This window comes from Pseudovibrio sp. Tun.PSC04-5.I4 (genome assembly GCF_900104145.1).
Taxonomy (GTDB): Bacteria; Pseudomonadota; Alphaproteobacteria; order Rhizobiales; family Stappiaceae; genus Pseudovibrio.
The window spans coordinates 3,820,566-3,836,971 of the sequence record NZ_FNLB01000006.1 but is presented as its reverse complement, the minus strand read 5'-3'; the positions used below and the strand labels follow the sequence as shown (position 1 = coordinate 3,836,971).

Genomic DNA, 16,406 nt, shown 5'->3' with positions numbered 1-16,406 from the left:
TATTTCAGAAAAAGTTTCAATCCATGTCCATGCCCCCTCTCTCTGCCATCGGCATCGAGAATTATCGGTCCGTTCATAAGCTGTTTATGCGCGTTGGCGCAGTCAATGTGTTTGTTGGCAACAATGGCGTGGGCAAGACAAACCTCTATAAGTCATTGGAATTGCTACAACAAGCAGCACTAGGCCGGATAACCCGCTCCGTTTCAGAGGATGGCGGCGTAGACAGCGTTATGTGGGCTGGTGATCTTAAAACTCACGAAAAAAAACGCATCATCCTGCGCGTTGATCTGGGCGATCTCTCCTACAAAATCGAACTTGGCCTGCCAAATCCAATTTCAGACCCCGCTTTGCCCTATGAGACCATGGTGAAAGAGGAGGAGTTGACGCTTAAAACCGGCGCACGTTCCGTCTCGCTCATGCAGCGCAAAGGCCCCAGTGTATTTTTGCGCGCGGGCAAAGGCGAAAGGGTAACCTATGACAACGAGCTCCTCCCCTCGGAAACAGCACTCGCAGGCATTCGCGATGGCAGCCGTTTCCCGGAACTCGACATGGTACGCAGGGCCATTACAGATTGGCGCTTTTACCACACCTTCAGAACAGACCGGGACAGCGCGCTTCGCAAACCCAGCGCCAACGTAACCACACCAACCCTATCCTCAAATGCCAGTGATCTGGCAGCCGTCTTCGCGACCCTGAAAGAAATCCGCAAGGATGATCACGACCTGCAAGTCGCCGTGGATGATGCCTTTCCCGAAAGCCGCCTGCTGATTGAGGCCAACGGACAAGATTGCCGCTTCGCCCTGCAAACACCGGAAATCAGACGCCCCTTCCCCTCGCAGGAATTATCAGATGGCACCCTGCAATATCTGGCCTTGCTTGGCGCAATGCTCTCCTATCGTTTGCCAGCCTTCATTGCATTGAACGAACCGGAAGCAAGTCTGCATCCTGATTTGCTGGAACCGCTTGCCAAAGTTATTGCCAAGGCCTCACAGCGCAGCCAGATCTGGCTCGTCACCCATTCAGATCAGTTGGCGGAGCATCTGGCAAACCATGCCGGAGCCTATCCAAAACGCATATTTAAAGAAAACGGTCAGACCGGAATTGATGGCCTGAAAATCACCGGCGAATTCGTCGGAGAGGAGTACTAAGTTTGACCACAAAAGGACTTATGGTCTGCCTCGCCACCATGGTGAGCTGGGCAGCTCTCATTGTTGTGAGCAAAGGTCTGTTGCTGGCCTATAACCTTGATCCGTGGATCTTCACCATCATCCAGCTGATGTTTGGCGGCATTTTTTTGATCGCAGTCAGCGGAAAACTCACGGCAACACTGACAGCACTCAGGAGCCCCCATACATGGGCCTATGGCGTGGTCCGGGTTATTTCTGCGTCCTGCTTCACCGCATCTTTGCTTTACATCAGCGCAGCCAATGCTGGGTTCTTCGGTCTTGTTTCCGTGCCGTTTTCGGCGCTCATCTTTGCCCTGCTGTTTTTCCGCCTGCCGAGCCTGTTGGAATTACCGGGCCACATCGTCATTGCTGGCGGAATGGTGCTGCTGATCACCTCACTGGAGAATACGTTTTCCAACCCAGCTGTTTTCCTGATGATGTTTTCAGAATTGGCCGTGGTCGTCTCTGTGATGATTGCCGAATATCACCCGCAAAATCAGGGAACTAACCTGAAGGATCGCGCCTCCTTAAGCGGTGTCATGCTGCTTGCCAGCGCATTGGTCATGCTGGTCTCGCTGGCAGCTTTGTCTCTCCTCACCGGCGCAACGCAAGCAACCACTGCGACGCAAGCAGCTGCGGATTGGAAACAAAGCCTTCCACTGCTCGATCTGGCTCAGGTGTGGAGTCCAACCATGTGGATCGCTGCTGTAGCAGTTGGCATCACCATGCGCGGCGTGTCTATGTTCCTCTCCATGCAGGCAATCAATCTGGTTGGTAGTCAAAACTACGTGGCCACCATTGCAGCTTTACCGTTCGCATCCCTGCTGTTTGAGCTTCTGGCAGATCGGTCCGGCTTTATTCCGCAGAACCTTCCAACTCCAACAGCAATCATTGCCGGTACCATCATGGCATGCGGATCACTGGGCATTCTCTGGGCGCGCCAACGCAAAATTAAGGCTGCTGCTGCATACACGTAAGTATCAGTTAAATAAGGAGTTAAAGTGATTTGCTGGTCTATGATACGTGCAAACGACTTTAACTCTTCTCAGCTTTTGCCGCGTTAAGAATGCTCTGCACCTCATTCAGCTTCGCAGTTAAATCCGAAATATCTTCGACTGGCATCTTAAGATGCTCCACCGCACACTGCTGAATAGTGCAAATTCCATCGGCAATCCCGCGCCCGGCGTCCGTCAAACTCACAATCACTTGCCGTTCGTCTTCTTTCGAGCGAACCCGCACCACAAACTTCATGTCTTCCAGCCGTTTCAGCAGCGGTGTCAACGTGTTGGATTCCAAAAACAACGTCTCCCCAAGCTGGGAAACACGTTGACCATCATTTTCCAACAGAGCCAGAAGAGTGATGTACTGCGGATAGGTGATCCCTATCTCTTTCATCAATGATTTGTAAAAGCGATTGAAAGCATGGTTTGCCTTATAGATGGCAAAACACAAATGCTGATCCAATCCAAAGCCTTGAAATTCTTGTGTTTTATCTTCAGACATTTCTATTTTTCAACCAACTTTATAGGCCTTCTAAACGCTGTTCTAATCCCGCAAATCTGACCCGTCAAATTAAATCGCACACGATTAATTCAGTCCTCTCTTGACAAAGGAGGGAGATTCTCATTATTAAAGTCGTACGCGATTTAATCTTCAACGATTTATATTACAATTTGAAATATGGAGTAGTCAATGTCTGTAGATGTTCTTTATGAAACTGGCGCAGTTGCAACCGGTGGCCGCGATGGAACCGCCAAGACAAAAGACGGTTCTCTCGAACTCACCCTTGCAACACCTAAAGAACTGGGCGGCGCAGGCGGTGCAGGCAACAACCCGGAACAGCTTTTTGCAGCCGGATACGCAGCCTGCTTTATTGGCGCGATGAAATTCGTTGCCTCTCAGCGCACTGATGTAACATTGCCAGCAGACGTCAACGTAGAAGCAACAGTCGGCATCGGCCCGCGCTCCGAAGGTGGTTTCGGTTTGGAAGTTGCACTCAGCGTAACTGTTCCCGGCATGGATAAAGCACTTGCAGATGATGTTGTGGCTGCAGCCCACCAAGTTTGCCCCTACTCCAACGCCACGCGCAACAACATCGACGTTCAGCTGAGCGTCACAGTTTAACAAAGCACAAGACCCCATCACACCAAAAAAAGGGGCCGCACAGGCCCCTTTTTACAGTCAACTCATTCCGTCAGATCAACCAGCTTGTTGAATGGCTGAGAGCTTCCAGTCTTCACCTGCACCGCGAAGGAACGTCCAGATCTCTACACGTTCCTCGGCTGCATCAGGATTGCCTTCAACCACTTTGTTGGTGGCACGCTCACGCATCACATCAATGGATTCATAACGCATCGCAACGCTTGCGTAATCAGTATCATCTTCACGCCATGCCTCAGACAGATCACCCTGAAGAAGCTTGATACCGCGCACTTCGTTGATAAGACCCTTAGAAGCTGCCTGCCCCAGTTCCTCAGCAAAGAAGCCCATCATTTCTGGTGTCGCAATGGATCGGATCTTGCCATAATCCTCGCTCCCATACGCCGTCCAGACCGTTGTTAGCATAGTCTCAAACGCATCAAAATCATCGGCCGTTATGCCGATCTCATCGCCCGCATCGGTTGAGAACACAGGTGCCTCTTCAGACTGCCACCGTTGACCGCCAAAAGACCTAGGATGACGCGGTGCATTCTGCGCGCCCGCATTGTTAAACATAAACTGCTGGTTCTGCTGTGCCTGTGGCTCATAGCTATAGGCATTTGCCGCATGTGGCTGCTGCCGCCTTTTGAGGAACCGCATCAACAACATTATCCCCCCGCCAATCAGCAGGACCTGCACAATCAGGCCAAAGAAGCCAGCAAGGCCGCCAAAGCCACCGCCAAACACCATGCCCAACAAGCCACCAAGAGCCAGACCACCCAACATAGACCCTAGGAAACCGCCCCCAAACAACCCGCGGCGCTGACCAGCTGTTGCTTTAGAAGCGGCTGTATTCTGCAGTTGCACGCCAGCTTTGGTGCCAGTGTTTGGCGTCATAGTGCGCTGAACAGGGGTTGTTTTAGGAGCTGTCTTGGTTGCTTTAGGTGCAGACCAGCTGCGCTTACTGCGACTACCGAAACTGAAGCCACGTTTAGCTTCTGCAAAATCTGCTGAGATAAAAATCAAAGCAACAGAAAAAACCAGCAAGACCAGTAGTCTTGGGAACTTATTAAAAGCGAGCATATAACCCCGTAATAGGCGAGAAAATTCAGATTTTCCTCCCATATGGGGCATTTTGATAAAAATGGAAGATTAGTGGGTTGGTGGAGGGCGTAAATGGACCTTTTCATACCCATTTTCTGCGATTCCATCGCAAAACGCGCTCCATTCGCACTCATAGCAAGCAGACCTCAGTGGCCCGTTCGCGAAGGCTTCGCGCAAGGTGGACACCACTTCACCGGTTAAATCCAGTTCATCGCCAACAGCCAGTGGACGGCCCAACAATTCGCTCACGCTTTGCAGCGCGATCTTATCTCGCTCCAGCACACTGCAATTGAAGCAGTGTGGCTCTTCCTCTTCTTTGATCAACGCATCGCAAATATCGTCAGGTCCATCAACCAGAACAACACCTTCTCCCGCATTCAGGCGTTTTACGACACGCCCATAATTGGCAGAGAACTTGCGGGAATACCCGTGACCCATGAAAGTGAGAATACAAAGCAAATGATGACCACGCAGCTTTACGCTCATAAGTCATTCACCTGAGTATCCAGACCGGCTTTAAGCTGCTCAAGCAAAACCTCTGCTGAAGGTTGATAATCAGCATCCGCCCAAAGCTTTCGCGCCAGCAACATAGCCTTGCCCATATGCGGGCCAGCCGGAATACCACTTGCGATCATCAGCTTACCCGTCAGCGGAAACTCGGGAATCTCCCAGCTTCGGGCAAATCCAATCAGGCCAACCAGAACAGCCTCATCTTCAAGGACACCGTACATCCACGCTGTCAAAAGACCCTCAATCACCACATCAGCGCCATAGCCAACAAGCAGAGCTTTCAGCTCTACATTTCCATGACCCGATGATTGAAGCCGTTTACAGATCTCCAGGCAGATGTTGATCTGCTTCTTTTGTGCATTCGAGAGCCGAAGATGAGCTTTGGCCTCAGCTCCAGCAAGGCCGCAAAGCCGCAGGACTGCACCAGCATTCACACCTGTTGTTGCTTTAAGGGAAAGCAGCCGCTCAATCCGTAAGCTGTCCGCCCCGTCGCCCAATATCAACGCCAGAATACCGCCCTGCTCCATCAGGCGCAGAGAATCCAAAACACGCGGAGCCGTCAGGGTGCGCAAAATTTCTTTGGTGATGCGCTCTTTTGAAAGATCGGAAAGCCCGTCCTTCAGCTCAACGCAGGCAGCAAACCCATCTGCATCAATTTCACCTTGCCCGTATGTCGCAAAAAACCGGAAGAAACGAAGTATGCGCAAATAATCTTCGCGTATGCGGTGGTGAGGGTCGCCAATAAACCGCAGATGCCGCTGCAAACAATCTTGCATCCCACCCAGCGGATCAAACAGCTTGCCATGCCGGTCCACATAGATCGCATTCATCGTGAAATCACGGCGCTGCGCATCTTTAGTCCAGTCACGGCCAAACTTCACGGTGGCATGACGGCCATGAGTCTCAATATCTTCCCGCAGGCTCGTCACTTCAATTGGCAAATGATCAATCACCAGCGTCACGGTTCCATGGTCAACACCTGTGGGAACAGCCTTCACGCCAGCAGCTTTTGCCCGCGCCAACACCACATCTGGCAAGGCTGTGCAGGCAATATCAACATCATCAACCACTTCGCCTAAAAGAGAATTCCGCACGGTCCCACCAACGGCCCGCGCAACATCACCTTCCTGCTCCAGAACATCAAAAGCCCGCTGGACAGCCGAACTATCCAGCCAACCTCGTTGTTTCAATTCAGTCATTTTTTCGGAATCTCGTAACCACCGGGAACAAACTCACCGTCAATAACCTGTGCAGGCCGGTACTGAGAACCAAGCGGAGCACGGCTGACTTCCGCGAGCAGAACCAGACTGGCAATGACAAAAACGATGCCAATAATGCTCAGCCACAACAGCGGGCCATCGCGAAAGCGCTTATCCTCTTTGGCCTTGCGAACTGTCATCACCCAAACGGCATAGGCGATAAAAGGGACAAAGAACAAAAGGCCATGGGTAAGGAGCATACGGATCATCAGGCATAAATCCTATCATAGAGCACGCGCAATATTCCAGCAGTAACCCCCCAGATATTGCGCTGCTGAAACGGCATGGAATAGTAGTACCGCGTTTGGCCCCTGAATACTCCGCTTTTTTTGTGATGGTTCTCCGGGTTCATGAGAAAAGACAAAGGAACCTCAAAGACTTCATCGACTTCAGCCGGATTGGGCGAGAGGATGAGCGGTGGGCGAACTGTCGCCAGCACGGGCACAATGCGGTATCCAGACCCGGAATAGTAGTCACCAAGGTCTCCCAGGATTTCCACCTGATCCGCATCAAGCCCAACTTCTTCATGGGCTTCTCGCAGGGCAGCCTCAACCGGGCCTTTATCTTCCTCATCAATCTTACCACCGGGAAACGCAATTTGCCCGGCATGAGAGCGCAAATGAGCCGTGCGCTGGGTGAGAATAATGGAAGTGTCCGGGCCACGATCAACAATGCCTATCAAAACAGCGGCATCTTTAACCCGGTCCAGCTGTTCGCCGTAATCAACAAGATCAGGGTTTAAAATATGATCGCCAGTAGGTTCATTCACGCTGCCAGCAAGCCGGTCCAACGCCCGTACTCTAAAATTTTCTGCCGTAAAATCAGCCAAGGTCTTGCGCCATCCTATTTCGTAATCACTCAAAAGCCGAGGTTCTTGACCGTATCTACTATGAAGAACGCGCCATGGCTTTCAACGCCAACAACACGGCCTTCCGGGGTGTCCCGCTCTTCAAGATGCGCTGCAAGTTCATGCACCAACGGGCGGGCAAACAAAGCCTCCAGTCTGTCTCGCACCAAAATGTAAGGCTTCAATCCGCCGCCGTCCTCTTCCTGCACAAATCGCAGGGGATGCTCGGTACTCGCCTCAACCACATCACCGCAATTGGTTCGCAAAGTGATGACCTGCCCATTTTTCCGGTCCTGAATGTCCATCTCAACTGCCACAAACGGGGCATCTTCTACCGTCAACCCGATCTTCTCAACCGGCGTGACGAGATAGTATTTGCCATCCTCTTCCCGCTTCAAAACAGTCGCAAACAGATGGACAAGCGCCTCGCGCAGGATAGGCGTGCCCATGTAAAACCACGCGCCATCCCGCTTGATCTGCATATCCAGATCTCCGCAAAAATCCGGGTTCCAAAGATGGATAGGAGGCAGGCTCTTTGATTTCCCGGCCCGCGAAATCAGGGCCTGCAGGCCTTTCGGCATCTCCTTAATTTCTGGAATTCTGCTATCTTTCTGTTCGCTTGTCACGGCTTGGTCCACCAATGCATTCAATGAGTATTTACGGGTAATATGGTGCTGTAAAGGCTGCAACGCTACCCTCGTGCCAAGGCTGCGCCAAGTTATACCTTTGCGATAACCATTCAAATCTAAGGGGAAGAGCGGTTCTCATGCCAGAGACTCACCATCTGTTCACAAAAATGCCGCTAGGGTAGACCCAACCAATAGGCCAACCCAAACCGCACACCAAGGGAAGCTCTGACCCCGACCGCATCATCACACAGTAAAATATGGTCCAACTCTGCCATCAGCACAGGTTTGCGTGCGCGTACCACAAAGGTGGGAGAAACGCACAGGCCTAAAAATTTGCTAGAGATCGCCATTTTTAAAACCGAGTATGATGAGAAGATGAGCTAGGCAAGGTTGTAAAAAGCGCGACGAAAAGAGAGCAGCGATGAACACCAATATGACAGGCATGCCCCCGCAACCAGAGGATATAGTCGCCCGCACAGAGGCGGCCTGCGACAAAGTCCGGCAAGCGAAAGAGGAAATTGCCCGTTCCATTTTTGGTCAGGAAAGCGTTGTAGAGCGCACGCTGGTAACAATTCTGGCAGGCGGTCATGGCCTGCTGGTTGGCGTTCCCGGCCTTGCAAAAACCAAACTGGTGGAAACGCTTGGCACAGTTTTAGGGCTTGATGCACGCCGCATCCAATTCACCCCAGATCTGATGCCCTCCGATATTCTCGGGTCAGAAGTGATGGAGGAAGCCCCGGACGGCAAACGCTCCTTCCGCTTCCTTCCCGGCCCTGTATTCGCACAGCTTCTCATGGCAGACGAGATCAACCGCGCCAGTCCAAGAACACAGTCAGCCCTTCTGCAAGCCATGCAGGAATACCATGTCACAATTGCAGGCCATCGCCACGATCTGCCCGCGCCGTTCCATGTACTGGCCACTCAGAATCCACTTGAGCAGGAAGGCACGTACCCGCTGCCAGAAGCTCAACTGGATCGGTTCTTAATGCAAATTGACGTTCATTACCCGGATATCGACGCCGAGCGTCGCATTTTGATTGAAACCACCGGCGCAACTCAAACCAAATCCAAACAGGTTTTGCAGGTAGAAGAGCTGATCGAGATGCAACAACTCGTCCGGCATATCCCTGTTGGCGAATCCGTGATGGATGCAATCTTGAAACTCGTGCGCGCAGCCCGCCCCGGCGAGGCCGATGGCTTTGAGGATCTGGCGCAATACATCGCGTGGGGCCCCGGCCCGAGAGCCAGTCAGGCTTTGATGCTAACAGTGCGCGCCCGTGCATTGGCAGATGGCAGACTGTCGCCAAGCGTGGATGATGTGCTGGCACTGGCCGAACCAGTCCTCCAACACAGAATGGCCCTCACATTTGCGGCCAGAGCTGATGGCAAAACCATTCCCCAGCTCCTGCGAGACATAAAAGAACGCATCGCCTAACCACGAGTTGGACAGGATCGCCCATGTTATCTTCGAGGACCACTCCTCAAGACACGCAGGAAAACATCTTCGGCTTAACTGGCGAAGCGCAAAACCTTGCCAACTCCCTGCCGGACTTACTGGTAGAGGCACGTCGCATTGCAGCCAATGTTACCGCAGGCTGGCATGGACGCCGACGCGCTGGTCCGGGCGAAACCTTCTGGCAATTCCGCCCTTTCCGAGCGGGCGAGGCCGCCCAGCAGGTCGACTGGCGCCGGTCTGCACGAGATGACAACTTGTATGTGCGCGAACGGGAATGGGAAGCCGCCCAAACCATCTGGGTCTGGGCGGATCTTTCTGCGTCCATGCGGTTCCAAAGCAAACAAGCGGCAACCACAAAGCGCAACCGTGCCTTATTGCTGATGCTCGCCCTCACCTATGCGCTCAACGAAAGCGGAGAACGTGTTGGCCTTGCCGGGCTCACCCGCCCTCTGGCCAACAGAAACGCCGTTCAAACCATTGCCGAGACGCTGGTTCACGAACAACCGGAAACAACTCTGCCCAAACCAGAAGGCATTCGCCGGTTCTCTGAAGTCATCTTGATCTCCGATCTGCTGGATCCACCAGAAAAACTGGGAACATGGATGTCCACCATCGCCAGCACGGGCGCGAAAGGTCATCTGGTTCAGATCCTTGATCCGATTGAAGAAAGCTTCCCGTTTACGGGTCCAACTCAGTTTGAAGACCCCGAAAGCGGCCAAAAGCTAAAGGCAGGCAAAGCCCAATCCTGGCAACAGGAATACCTGAGCCGGTTGGCCGCCCACAAAGACCAGATAACCACACTGGCCCGCAAGTTCGGGTGGAATTACACCCTGCATCACACAGACCGCCCAGCGGTTGAGCCTTTAATGCTGCTCCATGCGCGACTGGCAAATGCTCCTCAACACAAGATGAGGGGAGATGCTGTATGATCGGGTCTCTTCTCCCAATTGGATTTGCCGCACCCTGGGTTTTGGCAACACTTGCGGTCCTCCCCGCATTATGGTGGCTGCTTCGCACCACACCGCCGCAACCCGCGCAGGTTAAATTCCCCCCGCTCCGCCTCTTACTTTCATTGAGGAATAGAGAAGAAACACCACAACACACACCATGGTGGCTGATCCTTCTCCGTCTTGTTCTGGCAGCGATCCTCATCATCGCCATGGCTGGTCCTGTCTGGAAACCACTCGACATTGCCCAGCCCAAAACTGGCCCGCTTTGGCTCATCGTGGACAATGGCTGGGATGCATCAGCCGATTGGGATCGTCAGATCCGCATGGCCGAACTCATGGTAGAAGGCGCAGCACAAAACAACAGAACCGTCATGCTGATCACCACAGCAGATGGCCCAGCGCAACCCATGCGTTTGTCCAGCGCTCAGGAAGTGGGCGACCAACTGCGGGCGTTAACACCGCAAGGCTGGCAAGCTGCCCGTTCTGAGTTACTCCCCGCCCTGCGCAAACAAGCCCAGCAAAACCCTCCCGGCGCAATCCTGTGGTTCTCCTCTCCACTGGAAGAGCCAACAAGAACCAGTTTTGCTGAAGGTCTGGCCCGCATTGCCAATGCAGCAGACACCAAAGAAAATTCTTTCCTTATTTATCAATCAGATACGCCGGTCTATGCGCTGAAAAAGCTGCAAAACAATGCCGGAGCGATGACCACAACAGTTCTACGTCACCCAGCCCCGCTGCCGGAAACCCTCACAGTCCGTGCTTATGACCGCAAACAGCGAACCATTGCAGAACAAATAGTCGAGATGAGTGCCGGACAATCAACCGCTGAAATCTCGCTGGACCTGCCTTCCGAACTGCGCAACGACATTGCAAAGCTCGCCATCCTTGGCAAATCCAGCGCAGGCAGCACAGTTCTGGTTGACGAGCGCTGGCGCAGGCGGAAAATTGGCCTGTTCGCGGGCGGCTTCGCAGACAGATCTCAACCACTGCTGTCGCCGCTTTATTATCTGGAACGCGCCCTTGCCCCCTTTGCGGACCTTCCCCCAGCAAAGAGCACTGACATCAGCACGTCAGTCTCAGATTATTTTGATAAGGGCATTTCTGTTCTGGTGCTGGCCGAAGTTGGAACCCTCCCAAGACAAACAGAAGCAGATATCTCCAGCTGGGTCTCCAAGGGCGGCACACTTGTGCGCTTCGCTGGACCGCAACTGCCGGAAAATAAAGATTCCCTCATCCCTGTTGGCTTGCGTTTGGGTGATAGAAAGCTCGGCGGCTCCCTTTCTTGGAAAAGCCCACAAGCTCTAAAGAGCTTTTCAGAAAACAGCCCGTTCCGCTCCATTAATGTCCCCAAAGATGTGGTCGTAAATCGCCAGATTCTGGCTGAACCCACAGCCGATCTTCCAGACCGTACATGGGCATCCTTAGAAGACGGAACACCTCTGGTCACCGCAAAAAAACAGGGCAATGGCACCATCGTGCTGTTCCATGTCACGCCGGATACCAAATGGTCCAACCTGCCTCTGTCCGGCGGCTTCGTTGATATGCTGCGAGCAATCACCAACATCTCGTCAACAACCTCCTACAGCAATGCAGAGGAAAGCGACGGCACAACCTCCGCTTCAGCTCTCCCTCTGCTGAAGATGTTGGATGGACATGGCAAACTGACCCCGCCCTCCATCAACCACCAGCCAATTTTAGAACGCGACTTTGCAACCACTCATCCATCAAGAGAAACACCTCCCGGCCTTTATGGAACAGAAGAAGCAGCGCGCGCCCTGAACTTGCTGGAAGACGAAGACGAGCTGACCCCCTTGAACCTGAAACCACTCAGCATGGCGACCGTATTAGGCTACCCCTCAGAAAAACCGATGGATCTACGCGGTTGGTTCTTCTCCATTGCAATTCTGCTCGCCTTGCTGGACACCCTTGCCCTGCTCTGGCTCTCTGGCAAATTGCAACGCACCAACTTTACCCATGCTGCACTGATAATCTTTGCTGTATCAGCCATCAATCCGCTTATCCCTGACAGCGCCATGGCTCAAAGCACAAGCGAGCAGTTCGCACTGGATGCCTCACTGGACACACGCCTTGCCTATGTCATCACAGGTAATCCCGAGGTGGATGAAATCAGCCGCGCCGGGCTATTCGGCCTCACCCGTCTGCTGTCAGACCGCACTGCGCTGGAGCCGGAAGCACCGATAGGTTTGGACCTGCAACAGCATGAACTCGCTTTCTTCCCGTTGATCTACTGGCCCATCGACCCGCAAATGCAGATACCAGCCCCGGAGGTTATGTCCCGGATCGGTGCCTATATGCGCAACGGCGGCACCATCCTCTTTGACACACGGGATGCCTATGCAACAACAGGAACGAATTCCGGCAACAAACGCAAACTACAGCAACTGTTGCAAGGGTTGGATGTCCCCAGCCTTGAGCCCGTCCCGCAGGATCATGTGCTCACCAAAACCTTCTACATTTTAGAAAAGTTTCCGGGCCGCTATGACCAAAGCCCCTTATGGGTGCAGGCGACCACCACAACATCTGACGGCAGCCGCCCTGTGCGGGCCAGCGATGGTGTCTCCCCCATCATGATCAGTGGCAACGATTTTGCGGCAGCATGGGCGATAGATCCGCAGGGCAACTATCTCTACCCCACCATTCCAACGGATAGTAACCAACGCGAGATGGCTGCTCGGGTGGGCATCAACATCCTTATGTACACCATGACAGGCAACTACAAGGCAGATCAGGTTCACATCCCGACCCTGCTGGAACGCATTGGCCAATAACACTTATCACTGACGACGCGGAGCATAGCAGCACATATGACATGGTCCCTTTCCATAGACCCGCTCTTGCCATTACCGGCAGTGATTGTACTTAGTGTGATCATCGCGCTGACCTGCGCCTATCTCTTTTACGTTAGCATGAGAGGCGCATCCCTGCGCGCGCTTGCCTTGGCTTTACTGGTGATTGCTCTGCTCAACCCGGCTGTCCTTCGGGAAGACAGAGAATACCTGCCAAGCACTGTGGTGTTGGTAACAGACAACAGCCAAAGCCAGCAGTTAGAGGATCGTGCAGACCTTACCCGTGCCGCCCGTGACAATCTCACAGCTCAACTGCAGTCACTGGAAGGTATTGACCTGCGGCAAGTCGAACTCAGCGAAGCAGATATGGAAAGCGGAGACGGCACCCGCGCCTTTACCGCAATCGCCAACGAACTGGCAGATGTACCACCCGAGCGGATTGCAGGTGCTGTCATCATCACAGATGGCCAAATCCATGATGTTCCCCAATCTATCGAGAAACTCGGCTTTACAGCTCCGATCCATGCATTGATTACAGGCCGCGAAGGCGAATATGACCGCCGCCTGAAAGTCGCAAAGGCACCCCGTTTCGGTCTTGTCGGCTCTACACAAGTTGTCCAGCTGGAGATGATTGAAGAAGGCACCAGCCAACCGCTTGGCAACCGCGCCGAAGTAACGGTGCGCCGGAATGGAGACATCCTTTCCAAGCAGCTCATCGCCTCCGGTTATCCTGCCGAGATCGCTGTCGAGATCGAACATGGCGGTCAAAACATCTACGAGTTTGAGGTGGAAGCACTGGAAGGTGAACTGACGCCGCTCAACAACCGTGCTTTGGTGACCATCGATGGTATCCGCGAAAACCTCCGCGTACTTCTGGTATCCGGTTCACCGCATGCGGGCGAACGCGCATGGCGCAACCTTCTCAAGTCTGACGCCTCGGTTGATCTGGTTCACTTCACCATTTTGCGACCACCAGAAAAGCAGGATGGCACCCCCATCAATCAGCTCTCTCTCATCGCATTTCCAACGAGGGAACTGTTCTCCGTCAAAATCGACGAATTCGACCTGATTATCTTTGATAGGTACGAGCGCCGCGGTGTACTGCCTCTGCTCTATTTCGATAACATTGCTCGCTATGTAACTGATGGTGGTGCTGTGCTTATAGCTGGAGGACCTGATTACGCGGAGGCCAACAGTATTTTCAGAACACCACTGGGCCGCGTTCTTCCTGCCGCTCCCTCAGGTAAGATCTTCGAGGAACCCTTCTACGCCAAGGTGTCGGAACTTGGCATGCGCCATCCCGTGACCCGTGAGCTGCCTGGAGCAGATCAAAGCCCACCGCAATGGGCAAAATGGTACCGGTTGGTAGACGCCAAAGTGCAGCAGGGCCAACCCATAATGACGGCGCTGGGGGATAAGCCATTGCTAGTGCTCAGTCGCGTTGGTAAAGGCCGCGTCGCAACCTTGCTCTCAGATCATGTATGGCTCTGGGCAAGAGGGTATGAAGGCGGTGGACCCCACGTGCCTCTCCTACGCCGTTTAGCCCACTGGTTGATGAAGGAGCCGGATCTGGAAGAGGAAGCCCTGCGCTTATCGCTTCGAGGTACAAGCCTCATCACTGAGCGACAGACATTGACCACAATTGTTGACCCGATCACACTTACAACGCCTTCAGGCAAAACAGAAAAGCTTGAGCTGGAAAAAGACGCCTCAGGTCTTTGGACCGCCGCAGTCAAGGCCAAAGAGCTGGGGCTTTATTCTGCAAGTGATGGTGCACATACCGCACTCATCAATGTGGGTCCGCCGAATCCACGTGAGTTTCTGGAGGTCATCTCCACACCGGAAAAACTCAAAGACCTTTCCGAGCAAACCGGTGGGGCTGTCCTCCGCATTGGCGGGGATGATGGGGAAAACCTGTCCGTGCCAAACATCATCGCACAGCAGGCCACCACTAAGTATCATGGCAATGGATGGATCGGAGTGAAACGGACTGACGCCAGCATTCTCAATGGTATAGACCGTTATCCGCTTCTCATCGGCTTCCTCGGCCTTGCGCTGTTGCTCGGGCTATTCTCCTTCACATGGTATCGAGAAGGACATTAAATCAGGATGCGAAGTCCGTTGCGCAACGAGTATCAAGGTGCCAGCGCAGCAGTCGGCTCCTGCATATCGTGAAACAATCCGTCTTCTCGCTTCATGGCAACAAGCGCAGGCTTTCTGTACCCACCAACAACCGCTCCTTGCGGTACAGGCCCCTTGCCAAGCATCAACACCAGCAACCGGTCCAGATCAACAGGTCCGGGCAAGGTGATATGCCCATGGGCAATCTGCTCGTATCCATGCGGGCCGTAATACGGATGGTCTCCAACAAGCAAAATGGATTGCACGCCCTGCTCTTTGGCCTTTGCAGCCACGGTTTGCAGCAATAATCCGCCAAGCCCCATGCCCTTGAAGGCAGAGTGAACAGTCAACGGTCCAAGCAACATGGACGGGCTATCCCCGATCACAATCGGGGTCAGCTTCACGGAACCGGCAATCTTGCCATCCAGCTCACCAACGAGGCACAGGCTAGTTTCCTGCTTCACACCATCTCTGATTTTGAAGGCAGTTCGTTCAAACCGCGCAGGGCCAAAAGCTTCATCCTGCATCTGCTCAATTTGAAAATAGTCTGAGGAGATTTCTTGCCGAAGCAACCACGTTGAAGAAGTCATTTAAGTACACCACAAATCGAAGGAGAAGACCGTCGATCCGTGCGGCTCCGGCATCTAGACCGAAAAGGGGAGCACACTGGGGGAAGGACGGCACGAAGCACCACGCGAGAATAAATCCCGCGCGTTCATTCGTCGTCGCTGTTCCCAGCAAATTGCCATAAGGCCAGTCCCCAAAAAATCTCAGTCTGCCGCATGCTGCGCACACGAAATATTATTTCGATGTTTTACCTAGCACGCAAATATTGTGTCGTAAAGTCCAAAACTAGGTGCAGATGCGTAGCTATAGAGCGTAGAGCCCCGCAATTTAGGCCCCTGATAAACCGCTACCAATAGGGATCAGGGACAACGCGACCCGCCAATTCTTCCAACCGACGCAGCGTCGCAGGGCTCACGCCTTCAGGCAAGGCATCAAGCGCAAACAACTGCACCTCCGCAATTTCCAGTTTGGGTCGCTTCCACGCATAATCCTGCTCTGTCAGCTCTACCTTAAAGAAACCCACATGATCGCGCCCGGTTCCACCACGGTTAAAGTACATAGAAAGCAGAGCCACATCAGGTTTGCACCCATAGCCGGTTTCTTCCATCAGTTCCCTCCGGGCAGCTTCTGCTAGTGTTTCACCAGTATCGACGCCACCGCCGGGAAAGTACCAACCCGGCAAGTATTGATGACGAACCAAAAGGACTCGGTTATCAGCTGTAAAAGCTGCGACACGCACACCTAACGTCATTCCACGTGTCAACAGGGCACCGGATTGGACCACTCGATTGATCAATTGTGTCTTCAAGCTTGCCAAATTCAACCTCACAATCAAGTTAACTAGCTGATAC

17 protein-coding genes are annotated in these 16,406 nt (G+C 53.2%); 7 read left to right on the top strand and 10 right to left on the bottom strand.

Annotated features, from left to right (window positions below; genetic code table 11):
* The first annotated feature begins 23 nt into the window (after nucleotides 1-23).
* Nucleotides 24-1,148 (top strand): AAA family ATPase, encoded by a 1,125-nt coding sequence (locus BLS62_RS23090; RefSeq protein ID WP_093186751.1) that lies wholly within the window; start codon nucleotides 24-26, stop codon nucleotides 1,146-1,148.
* Nucleotides 1,149-1,150: 2 nt separating this feature from the next.
* Complete coding sequence (locus tag BLS62_RS23085) at nucleotides 1,151-2,143, top strand: translation-associated GTPase (protein WP_093186748.1); 993 nt, start codon at nucleotides 1,151-1,153, stop codon at nucleotides 2,141-2,143.
* Nucleotides 2,144-2,201: 58 nt separating this feature from the next.
* Here the strand turns inward: BLS62_RS23085 and BLS62_RS23080 are convergent, their stop codons facing one another.
* The gene (locus BLS62_RS23080) at nucleotides 2,202-2,669 is read right to left on the bottom strand and encodes a MarR family winged helix-turn-helix transcriptional regulator (protein ID WP_093186745.1); all 468 of its coding nucleotides are present in this window, start codon (nucleotides 2,667-2,669) and stop codon (nucleotides 2,202-2,204) included.
* 189 nt (nucleotides 2,670-2,858) lie between these two features.
* Between BLS62_RS23080 and BLS62_RS23075 the strand changes: the two genes are divergently transcribed.
* A complete protein-coding gene (locus tag BLS62_RS23075) occupies nucleotides 2,859-3,290 on the top strand; it encodes an organic hydroperoxide resistance protein (protein WP_093186741.1) in 432 nt (143 codons plus the stop codon).
* A 75-nt stretch (nucleotides 3,291-3,365) separates the two neighbouring features.
* Here BLS62_RS23075 and BLS62_RS23070 read toward each other — a convergent pair whose 3' ends face one another.
* The 7 genes from BLS62_RS23070 to BLS62_RS31095 form a co-directional block, all read right to left on the bottom strand.
* Nucleotides 3,366-4,388, bottom strand: a complete 1,023-nt coding sequence (locus tag BLS62_RS23070) for a TIM44-like domain-containing protein (RefSeq protein ID WP_093186738.1) — start codon at nucleotides 4,386-4,388, stop codon at nucleotides 3,366-3,368.
* 69 nt (nucleotides 4,389-4,457) lie between these two features.
* Entirely contained in the window at nucleotides 4,458-4,895 is a 438-nt protein-coding gene (locus BLS62_RS23065) for a DUF1284 domain-containing protein (RefSeq protein WP_093186734.1), read from the bottom strand.
* Nucleotides 4,892-6,118 (bottom strand): CCA tRNA nucleotidyltransferase, encoded by a 1,227-nt coding sequence (locus BLS62_RS23060; RefSeq protein ID WP_093186731.1) that lies wholly within the window; start codon nucleotides 6,116-6,118, stop codon nucleotides 4,892-4,894. Before BLS62_RS23060 ends, BLS62_RS23065 begins: the two co-directional genes overlap by 4 nt.
* A complete protein-coding gene (locus BLS62_RS23055; protein WP_208991047.1) occupies nucleotides 6,115-6,387 on the bottom strand; it encodes a DUF6111 family protein in 273 nt (90 codons plus the stop codon). Before BLS62_RS23055 ends, BLS62_RS23060 begins: the two co-directional genes overlap by 4 nt.
* Nucleotides 6,387-7,007 (bottom strand): CoA pyrophosphatase, encoded by a 621-nt coding sequence (locus BLS62_RS23050; RefSeq protein ID WP_093189476.1) that lies wholly within the window; start codon nucleotides 7,005-7,007, stop codon nucleotides 6,387-6,389. Before BLS62_RS23050 ends, BLS62_RS23055 begins: the two co-directional genes overlap by 1 nt.
* A gap of 29 nt (nucleotides 7,008-7,036) precedes the next feature.
* Nucleotides 7,037-7,606, bottom strand: coding sequence for a DUF1285 domain-containing protein (locus BLS62_RS23045; RefSeq protein WP_093189473.1), 570 nt, complete (start codon nucleotides 7,604-7,606; stop codon nucleotides 7,037-7,039).
* A gap of 221 nt (nucleotides 7,607-7,827) precedes the next feature.
* A complete protein-coding gene (locus BLS62_RS31095; protein ID WP_159436563.1) occupies nucleotides 7,828-8,004 on the bottom strand; it encodes a hypothetical protein in 177 nt (58 codons plus the stop codon).
* Between the two features lie 71 nt (nucleotides 8,005-8,075).
* On the opposite strand from BLS62_RS31095, the gene BLS62_RS23040 reads away from it, so the two are divergent.
* From BLS62_RS23040 to BLS62_RS23025, 4 genes are read left to right on the top strand one after another with little or no spacing between them, the layout of a single operon-like run.
* Nucleotides 8,076-9,089, top strand: coding sequence for an AAA family ATPase (locus BLS62_RS23040; protein ID WP_093186728.1), 1,014 nt, complete (start codon nucleotides 8,076-8,078; stop codon nucleotides 9,087-9,089).
* A 23-nt stretch (nucleotides 9,090-9,112) separates the two neighbouring features.
* Nucleotides 9,113-10,039, top strand: a complete 927-nt coding sequence (locus BLS62_RS23035) for a DUF58 domain-containing protein (protein ID WP_093186725.1) — start codon at nucleotides 9,113-9,115, stop codon at nucleotides 10,037-10,039.
* The gene (locus tag BLS62_RS23030; RefSeq protein WP_208991046.1) at nucleotides 10,036-12,849 is read left to right on the top strand and encodes a DUF4159 domain-containing protein; all 2,814 of its coding nucleotides are present in this window, start codon (nucleotides 10,036-10,038) and stop codon (nucleotides 12,847-12,849) included. The genes BLS62_RS23035 and BLS62_RS23030 overlap by 4 nt, the downstream gene beginning before the upstream one ends.
* A gap of 36 nt (nucleotides 12,850-12,885) precedes the next feature.
* Nucleotides 12,886-14,970, top strand: a complete 2,085-nt coding sequence (locus BLS62_RS23025) for a hypothetical protein (protein WP_093186721.1) — start codon at nucleotides 12,886-12,888, stop codon at nucleotides 14,968-14,970.
* Nucleotides 14,971-15,002: 32 nt separating this feature from the next.
* Here BLS62_RS23025 and BLS62_RS23020 read toward each other — a convergent pair whose 3' ends face one another.
* Complete coding sequence (locus tag BLS62_RS23020; protein WP_093186718.1) at nucleotides 15,003-15,578, bottom strand: GNAT family N-acetyltransferase; 576 nt, start codon at nucleotides 15,576-15,578, stop codon at nucleotides 15,003-15,005.
* Between the two features lie 323 nt (nucleotides 15,579-15,901).
* Nucleotides 15,902-16,372 (bottom strand): NUDIX domain-containing protein, encoded by a 471-nt coding sequence (locus BLS62_RS23015; protein WP_200798564.1) that lies wholly within the window; start codon nucleotides 16,370-16,372, stop codon nucleotides 15,902-15,904.
* Between the last annotated feature and the right edge of the window lie 34 nt (nucleotides 16,373-16,406).

Bases quoted from the DNA above. Each gene is read 5' to 3' on its own strand.
- BLS62_RS23090 (WP_093186751.1), top strand. From the start codon at position 24: ATGTCCATGCCCCCTCTCTCTGCCATCGGCATCGAGAATTATCGGTCC.
- BLS62_RS23080 (WP_093186745.1), bottom strand. From the start codon at position 2,669: ATGTCTGAAGATAAAACACAAGAATTTCAAGGCTTTGGATTGGATCAG.
- BLS62_RS23075 (WP_093186741.1), top strand. From the start codon at position 2,859: ATGTCTGTAGATGTTCTTTATGAAACTGGCGCAGTTGCAACCGGTGGC.
- BLS62_RS23070 (WP_093186738.1), bottom strand. From the start codon at position 4,388: ATGCTCGCTTTTAATAAGTTCCCAAGACTACTGGTCTTGCTGGTTTTT.
- BLS62_RS23065 (WP_093186734.1), bottom strand. From the start codon at position 4,895: ATGAGCGTAAAGCTGCGTGGTCATCATTTGCTTTGTATTCTCACTTTC.
- BLS62_RS23060 (WP_093186731.1), bottom strand. From the start codon at position 6,118: ATGACTGAATTGAAACAACGAGGTTGGCTGGATAGTTCGGCTGTCCAG.
- BLS62_RS23055 (WP_208991047.1), bottom strand. From the start codon at position 6,387: ATGATCCGTATGCTCCTTACCCATGGCCTTTTGTTCTTTGTCCCTTTT.
- BLS62_RS23045 (WP_093189473.1), bottom strand. From the start codon at position 7,606: ATGCCGAAAGGCCTGCAGGCCCTGATTTCGCGGGCCGGGAAATCAAAG.
- BLS62_RS31095 (WP_159436563.1), bottom strand. From the start codon at position 8,004: ATGGCGATCTCTAGCAAATTTTTAGGCCTGTGCGTTTCTCCCACCTTT.
- BLS62_RS23040 (WP_093186728.1), top strand. From the start codon at position 8,076: ATGAACACCAATATGACAGGCATGCCCCCGCAACCAGAGGATATAGTC.
- BLS62_RS23035 (WP_093186725.1), top strand. From the start codon at position 9,113: ATGTTATCTTCGAGGACCACTCCTCAAGACACGCAGGAAAACATCTTC.
- BLS62_RS23030 (WP_208991046.1), top strand. From the start codon at position 10,036: ATGATCGGGTCTCTTCTCCCAATTGGATTTGCCGCACCCTGGGTTTTG.
- BLS62_RS23025 (WP_093186721.1), top strand. From the start codon at position 12,886: ATGACATGGTCCCTTTCCATAGACCCGCTCTTGCCATTACCGGCAGTG.
- BLS62_RS23020 (WP_093186718.1), bottom strand. From the start codon at position 15,578: ATGACTTCTTCAACGTGGTTGCTTCGGCAAGAAATCTCCTCAGACTAT.